General features: G+C 64.3%; 9 protein-coding genes. 3 read left to right on the top strand and 6 right to left on the bottom strand.

Annotated features, from left to right (window positions below):
- The 3 genes from AC1D2E_RS34070 to AC1D2E_RS34060 all read right to left on the bottom strand — a co-directional run.
- A partial coding sequence (locus AC1D2E_RS34070; RefSeq protein ID WP_478201502.1) for an ABC transporter transmembrane domain-containing protein occupies window positions 1–423 on the bottom strand: 423 nt, incomplete at its 3' end.
- A gap of 157 nt (window positions 424–580) precedes the next feature.
- On the bottom strand, window positions 581–1,132 hold the full coding sequence (locus tag AC1D2E_RS34065) for an OmpA/MotB family protein (protein ID WP_478201501.1): 552 nt from the start codon (window positions 1,130–1,132) through the stop codon (window positions 581–583).
- A gap of 204 nt (window positions 1,133–1,336) precedes the next feature.
- Window positions 1,337–2,152, bottom strand: a complete 816-nt coding sequence (locus tag AC1D2E_RS34060) for a hypothetical protein (RefSeq protein ID WP_478201500.1) — start codon at window positions 2,150–2,152, stop codon at window positions 1,337–1,339.
- Window positions 2,153–2,565: 413 nt separating this feature from the next.
- Here AC1D2E_RS34060 and AC1D2E_RS34055 point away from each other — a divergent pair, with 413 nt between their 5' ends.
- Window positions 2,566–3,513 carry a hypothetical protein gene (locus tag AC1D2E_RS34055; protein WP_478201503.1) on the top strand — a complete coding sequence of 316 codons (948 nt, stop codon included), beginning with the start codon at window positions 2,566–2,568 and terminating at the stop codon, window positions 3,511–3,513.
- A 48-nt stretch (window positions 3,514–3,561) separates the two neighbouring features.
- Here the strand turns inward: AC1D2E_RS34055 and AC1D2E_RS34050 are convergent, their stop codons facing one another.
- From AC1D2E_RS34050 to AC1D2E_RS34040, 3 genes are read right to left on the bottom strand one after another with little or no spacing between them, the layout of a single operon-like run.
- Entirely contained in the window at window positions 3,562–3,933 is a 372-nt protein-coding gene (locus AC1D2E_RS34050; protein ID WP_478201499.1) for a response regulator transcription factor, read from the bottom strand.
- Window positions 3,934–3,974: 41 nt separating this feature from the next.
- A complete protein-coding gene (locus tag AC1D2E_RS34045) occupies window positions 3,975–4,622 on the bottom strand; it encodes a response regulator transcription factor (RefSeq protein ID WP_478201498.1) in 648 nt (215 codons plus the stop codon).
- On the bottom strand, window positions 4,619–4,852 hold the full coding sequence (locus AC1D2E_RS34040) for a hypothetical protein (RefSeq protein WP_478201497.1): 234 nt from the start codon (window positions 4,850–4,852) through the stop codon (window positions 4,619–4,621). The genes AC1D2E_RS34045 and AC1D2E_RS34040 overlap by 4 nt, the downstream gene beginning before the upstream one ends.
- Window positions 4,853–5,266: 414 nt before the next feature.
- On the opposite strand from AC1D2E_RS34040, the gene AC1D2E_RS34035 reads away from it, so the two are divergent.
- On the top strand, window positions 5,267–6,100 hold the full coding sequence (locus tag AC1D2E_RS34035; RefSeq protein WP_478201496.1) for a DUF2092 domain-containing protein: 834 nt from the start codon (window positions 5,267–5,269) through the stop codon (window positions 6,098–6,100).
- The gene (locus tag AC1D2E_RS34030) at window positions 6,097–6,681 is read left to right on the top strand and encodes a hypothetical protein (RefSeq protein WP_478201495.1); all 585 of its coding nucleotides are present in this window, start codon (window positions 6,097–6,099) and stop codon (window positions 6,679–6,681) included. The genes AC1D2E_RS34035 and AC1D2E_RS34030 overlap by 4 nt, the downstream gene beginning before the upstream one ends.
- The last annotated feature ends 340 nt before the right edge of the window (window positions 6,682–7,021 follow it).

Raw genomic sequence — 7,021 nt, 5'->3', positions numbered from 1 at the left:
GTCGTAGAAGGCCAGCGAGAGCCGGTGCAGGTGCTCGTAGATGCGCAGCCGCAGGTCGTTGGCGACCCATTGCCCGATGCTGGTGGTGTAGTAGTTGTCGATGTAGGTCGCGATCCCGCCGATGACCGCGATCGCCAGGGTCGCGATACCGGCGAACAGCGCCACGCCCAGCGTGTGGCGGCCGATGCCCCACTGGTGCGCCCATTCGAGCCAGTGCGGCAGGTGGTGGGTGCCCAGCGCATCGTCGAGCACCAGTTTCAGCGGCCAGGGGGCGGCCAGGCTCATGACGATCTCGACCATCATGGCGGCGAACACGATCATCAGCCAGCCGTGGTAGGGCTTCAGGAGGCCGAGCACGAGTCGCGTCATGTCCTGGCGCTGCGTCTTGGCGGCGCGCGTGGCGACCCATGTCGCCGACGACACGGGAACAGGCAACGGTTCAGGTGCAACCGCACCTTCCGGTGGAATTGTTGTTGGCATGCGCGGTGTCCAGATGGTTGAATGGCCGAGGATGCTGCCGCGGTTCTCGTTCACGCGGCCGAGGGCCGGCCTCCCGGGTCAGAAGGCTCAAACTCAGTGGCTACGGTCGGCTGGCAGCCGAGATGACAATCTCGACGCGGCGGTTCTTCGCCTTGCCCTGCGGCGTGTCGTTGCTCGCCACCGGGCGGGCGTCTCCGAAGCCCTGCGCCGAGATCGAGTTCTGCGGCACCCCCTTCGAAGTGAGGTAGCGCACCACGTCGTCCGCGCGTGCCGAGGAGAGTTCGAGATTGGACGGAAAGCGGCGCTTCAACTCCGGCCCGATCGGCACGTTGTCGGTGAACCCTTCGACCACGATCTGCTGGCCCGGAATATTGGACAGCGTCGGCGCGATCTTCGCCAACGCCTGCTGCCCCTTGGGGCTGAGGGTCCAGCCGCCTTCAGGGAAGAGGATCTCGTTGAACATCGTCACCTTGAGCTGGTTCTGCAGCTGAATGATCTGTGCCTGGTCGCTGCTCAACTCGCCGCTGAGCTGCTTGCTGAGCGCCGCGTAGGCATCGGCCTTCTGCACCTCGGTGTTGTAGGTTTGCTTGCTGACGCAGCCCGCCGCCAGTACCGCGGCACACAACATCAGACTGAACTTGATTGACTTCATGCTTTCTTCACTCGTCGTTGAACCAACTTGAACAGGCCCTAGGCTGCAGCATTCGCGCCGGATTGCGGCGAACTGCCGGTGATCTCTGCCACGGAGGCGACCTTCTCCTGCTCAAAGCGTATTGGCAAAGGCGATCTTGCGCACCTTCCCTTTCGGGCAGTACACGACGTGGAATCCCATCCATGCCGCCATGCCCGCGGTCGCTCACCAACGAAAGGTCGCGCCGAGCAGCGGCCCGCTGAGATTCAGGTCCTTGACGGCCTTGCCCGACTTCATGTCGTAGGCGAGATAGCGCCACATGGCGCTGAGCTCACCCCACGCGTACGCGTAGCTGATGCCGCCGGCCGCCTGCCAAGTCAGGCGGGACTCGCCGGTGCCGACATCGACGTAGAACGGAAGCGACCACTTCCCGGAATCGCCAAGGGCATACCGACCCTTGACGCCGACGATGCCGTCCCACAGGGTTTCGCTGTGCTTGACGCTTCCGAAACGCGCGGCGGTCGTGACCGGCCCTAGGTCGCCGGCGATATTCCAGCTCAAGGTTTGCCGCAGGCGGAACATCCGCGCGCCGGCGAGCAGGTCCAGCGTCAACGCCGGATCGGACACCACGCGGTACTCGCCCGCCGATGTCCAGATCGAACCCTCAACGTTCAGGCTGAGATCTGACGTGGTGCTTGCCGGGAGCCCGACGTCACCGATCGTGAAGTAGCGGCTGCGGTACTTGCTGCCGCCGAGGTCGAGATAGATGAGATCGGTGAAAAAACCCCACCGCCCGTTGTGCGCGTCCAACGAACCCATGAACGTGAACTTCAGCTTGTCGATGATCTTGTCGGCACTGACGTTGATGGACGCGCCACCCGTGCTCGCCGGTGCGCTCGTCGCGCCACTCAGGCTTGGCAGATAGCCGTACACCGAGAGGCTATACCGCCAGTTGTCGGCAGCGGGTTCGACCTGCAACTGCTGTGCAGCAGACAGCGTCGGCGCCAGCCCGCCCATGGCGAGTGCGAGTGCGGCAGTCATGCCGCGAAAATGAAGACGAGAATCCATGTGTTCGGTGCTGGAGAAGGTGACTGGTTCATAGGGCCTGTGCGGTGCGCTTCAGGCTTCACTTGACGGTGTAGTCACGACCTTCGAGGAATGCCTTTCGAGCCCCAGCAGACCCGGGCCGTGGCTGCTGCGTGGCCACCGCCTGCCTCCGTCCAGTGATACGTGGTCCTCAACCTCAAGCGCTCGAGTCCCGTCGACACTATGGGCTTGCCGGGCATTCGCCGTCTACTGCCCAAAGGGGAAGGTGCGGATCAGCGCCCTTGTTGCTACGCTCGACGACGCGCAAAACGTCAAGGAGGAAGATGACCTCCGATCAGCAGGTCCGGGGCTCCGAGGCGGGTCACCCGATGCCAGCCTTTCTTCCTTTTCCTTTCAGACATTCCTGCATGAGGCTCATCCCGTTGGCCCTTGTGCTTGGCGCCGAGCTCTTCGTCCCGTGCGCGAAGGCACAACAGCTGGCCGATTTCGTCGCGACCGAGGCCAAGCTTCAACAGCGTGTCAATAGCGTGCTCGCGCTGATGAGCTATTCCGTCGTTCCCGACCTCGTTTCAAGTTCGCTATCGATCTCCAGTCCGCAGACCGGCAATCCGACGATTGCAATGTCGCAGGTCGCTGGCGGGTTCACCGTCAGCCATTCGTTGCCGCTCTATCTGGAAGGTGGCATTGCCGCGAGCCGCTACGACCCCACGTTCTATGCGAGCAACGGCCGTGAAGAGCGTGCGATCCCGGTGAAGTGGAACAACGGCGCGCTGACCGGCGGCATGGGGTGGGACTTCCTTGTGATGCCAGATCTCAAGTTCAGGCCGATCGTCAATCTCGCGCTCGGTCGCGTCGCAAGCGACCTGGCGATAGCCAGAGTCCTCCTCGGCCGGAACTCCGGGCCCGAGCTCGATTTCCTCGACAGGGGCCGTCTCGACGCCTACGGCCTCGGCGGCTCGTTGATGCTGGACTACGAGCGCTATCGGCCCGAGAGCGAAATTGACGTCGAGCTGCGATACACCAACATTCGGCTTCAAAGTCGCAGCAGCAGTTCACCGGCCGTGCAGGGCCATGCCGACGCCGTCACGGCCAGTCTCTGGAGCCGCTATCGGGCTCCGACGGGATTCACGGCCCTGGAGCGCCCAGTGCGTTATGTGCTGGAGTACGCGTATACCCGCTATCTCGGGGACCAGGCCGGGGTGCTCGGATTCTCTTCCCTGAACTCGGTCGGGGTCGGACTCGAGCTCGACTCGAGTGCACACGACCTTTTCGTCACCCGCACGCGTCTGGTGCTGCGCCACATGTTCGGTCACAAGGTGTCGGGATTCTCGGTCGGACTGGCAGTGAGCTTCTAGGGTTCCGTCGTCAGATAGGCCCGCAACGCCATTGGCAGAGGTCCATGCTCAGCCAGCCGCTCGGCGGATGGCCTCCAGCACATTGGCCCCGGTATCGTTCTTCAGAAAGTAGGCCGCACAGCCGACGGCTTGCGCCGCGGCGCGCGTTTCCCGATCGTCGTGCGCGGTGATGAAGATGAATGGCGCCTGGCCGCCTTCAGCGACCAGGTGCTGCGCCAGTTCGATGCCCGACATCTCCCCGAGCTGGACATCGAACACCAAGCAGTCGAACCGGGGCTTTTTCGTGTCTGCGAGGAACTCTTCTGCCGAGCTGTAGGTGATCGGCTGCATGCCCGACGCGCGCAGCAGCCTACCGAGCGATCGACAAACGCTCTCGTCGTCATCAACGACGGCGACATAGATGGGGGTGTTGGTGCTCATCGGAGGTCAACGTGCACTTTGGGCGCTTCCGAACCCTTTGTCTACTGCCCCTTTGGGAAGGTGGGCGCGGGCGCCGTCATCACACCCGCCTCCTGCGACAGCCTCGAGAGCGCCGCGACGGACCCTACACCCAGTTTCGTCATGATCGCCGTGCGGTGCAATTTCACGGTGCGTTCGTTGATTCCCAGATCGCCGGCAATCTGCTTGTTAAGCCGGCCCCGAAGGACGTGCAAGAGCACCTCGAACTCTCGCACCGATAGTGCGCTGAAGCGCTCCTCCCGCTCGCGTTGGCGAGCCCGTGCCTCGCGAACATGCTCGTCCCGCGCCAGGGCGCGCCGCACCGCGTCGAGCAGTTCCTCCTTGGGGGCTCGTTTTTCGAGAAAGTCCTCCGCGCCGCCGCGCATCGCCCGCACGGTCGAGGCAATGTCGCCCTGTCCGGTCAAAAAGACGAGCGGCAGCGGGTTGCGCGTCAGCGCGAGCGCCGATTGCAGATCGAGCCCGTTCAATCCGGGCATCTGCAAATCCGTCACCACGCAACCCCGCGCATCGCTGTCGCACTGCGCAAGGAACTCGCTTGCGGACAAGAAGGTCTTCACATTGAAACCGCTGACGACCAGCAATCGAGACGTGGCGGTGAGAAACGACTCGTCGTCATCCACAATGTGAACGATGGGTTCGATCACGTTCATGCTGCGGCGAGTTCCATCTCGACCGGCAGCGCGATTCGAAGGCAGGCACCGCTGCCATCGCGATTCTCTGCCTGCCTGCCTGCTTCGCCAATCGAACCCATCCCATTGGCAACGAGGTCGCGCCACGCCTGCTGAAGGTGCACGCGATCGCCGGCCCGCGTGGCGGCATGTCGTCGGCCGACATCGTGGAATCCGGCTCGACGACAATCGTCTGACTCTTTCTGCTTCACGGTCCTCCTTCTAGTAGATCAGCCCTGGCCTGCGCGTTGATCGAAGTGCTTGCCCCGGATTCGGGAAAATCGACACAGCTTGATTCCGAGCGGCACACCTGGCTCCAGCGTTCGAGCTTACTGCGACCGCGATATCGCTTCCGGGCCACCCTGATCCGAGAATTCACCATCGACGCTTCCACGATCCCCACGATGGTCAACGCCATGTCGCATCGAGCGACTTCGCGTCCCTCCGCGCCGAGGCTGAACCTGAGCGGGTGACCGCCTACTGCCCGAAAGGGAAGGTGTGCGCGGAGGTCTTTGTCACTATCCTGAGCACCGAAACGAGCCGCACGTCGCATCCAGCCACGAGCAGACTCTGTGTCCGCGATCCCGCCCTGCGGCCCGTCAACGTCGAAAAATAGGAAATCAGCAGTGATCCAACTCCAACGCCGCGCCTGCACATTGCTGGTCGCGCTGAGCCTGTCGCTGATGGCGGATGCAATGGCACAGCAGCCGGCACCCGCCAAGCCCGCCAGGTCAGCAGCCAAGTCGACCCAGCCTGCACTCGAAGCCAAGGCGATCGAACTGCTGCGCGCGATGGGCGGGGCTCTGACGACCCCCCATTCGATGTCGTTCACAGCCGTCGCCACCTACGAGAGCCCGAGCAGCGTCGGGCCCGCGCTAACCTACGGAACCACCTCCGAGGTGTTGCTGAAGCGCCCCGACAGGCTGCGCGTGGTCACTCTCGGGGACGGGCCCGCCTCGGAGTTCTCCTACGACGGCAAGACCATCACTGCCTTCGCGCCGGCCGAGAACCTGGTCGCCGTGGCGCCGGCACCGCCCTCCATCGATGCCATGCTCAAACAGGCCTTCGAGAACGCCGCGATCTACTTCCCGTTCGCAGACGTCGTCGGTAGCGACCCTTTCAAGGCGCTCACCGACGGCCTCGTCAAGGCCTTCTACATCGGCCCGTCGAAGACCGTCGGCGGCACCACCACCGAGATGGTGGCCATCGCCAGCGACCAGATGTTCATGCAGATCTGGATCGGCGCCGACGACAAGCTGCCGCGCAAGATGCGCGCGGTGTACCGCGGCGACCCGTTGCAGCTGCGCCACCAGGTGGAGCTGTCGAACTGGAAGCTCGACCCGGTGATCGCGGCGGAGGCTTTCGCGGCGGTCAATGCGGCGAACGCGAAGAAGATCGCCTTCGCCGCGCCGAAGCCGCCCAAGACCGCTAACACCAAGAACAGGGAGAACGCGCCATGACAAACACCAAGGTCCTTCCTCTCGTGCTGGCGGCGCTCATGGCGGCGAGCTTCCACGACACGGCGGCCGCCTGGGCCAGCGCCAACCGCTTCGGCGGCCATTCCTTCGGCGGCTTCGGCGGCGCCACGCACGTCAATCGCTGGGGCGGCTCCACCTCAAGGAGTTGGGACGGCGCCGTCAGCCACACCAACATCTACGGCGGGCACTCTGCCGGGGTCCCGGGCTACGGCGCCGTGCACACGACCGCCGGCGGCTTCAGCACCTACCGCCCGCCGGCCTACGGCTACGCAGGCTATGCGCCCTACCACGCACCGATGGCGGTGCCGTACTACCACGCGGGCTGCTACGACTGCGCCGGCGCGGTCGCTGCGGGTGCGGTCGTCGGCCTGGCGGCCGGCGCCGCGATCGCCAGTGCGGCGCGGCCGGTGTATTCAATGGGCGTGAACTACGCGACCGTGCCGCCCGACGCGGTGATCGTGACTCAGGCCGGCATCAACTACTACCAGGTCGGCAGCACTTGGTTCCGGCCGTACTACGGTGCCAACGGCGTGTACTACACCGTCGTGCCGGCGCCGTACTGACCAACGACCCTTCTCCAGGCCAGCGCGTGACATCGCGCGAGCTCAGCCTCGCGCTGGCCGCGGAAGGCCAACAAGCCGACGGCGCGATCTCGAAGATGGCACGGGACTCGCCAATGAACTCCCTCAAGAACAGGGCAATGCGCGCCGAACGCTGATGCGCATTGCGATGCGTAACTCCATGAATTTCTCCTCAGGATGGCGATCATTGCAGGCCCTCGTTCTGGTCATGCTGATGGCCGCCGCACAAGCCGGCCTCCCCACTGCGTCGCCTGCGGCCGCCTCGCCGGACGCAGCCGAGGTCACAGTACTTAATCGCAAGGTGGCCGTGCTGCGCCTGCGC

It is taken from the genome of Variovorax sp. P1_H2 (assembly GCF_056405295.1).
The sequence above is the reverse complement of the archived record's forward strand: the minus strand, read 5'-3'. Positions and strand labels throughout refer to the sequence as shown.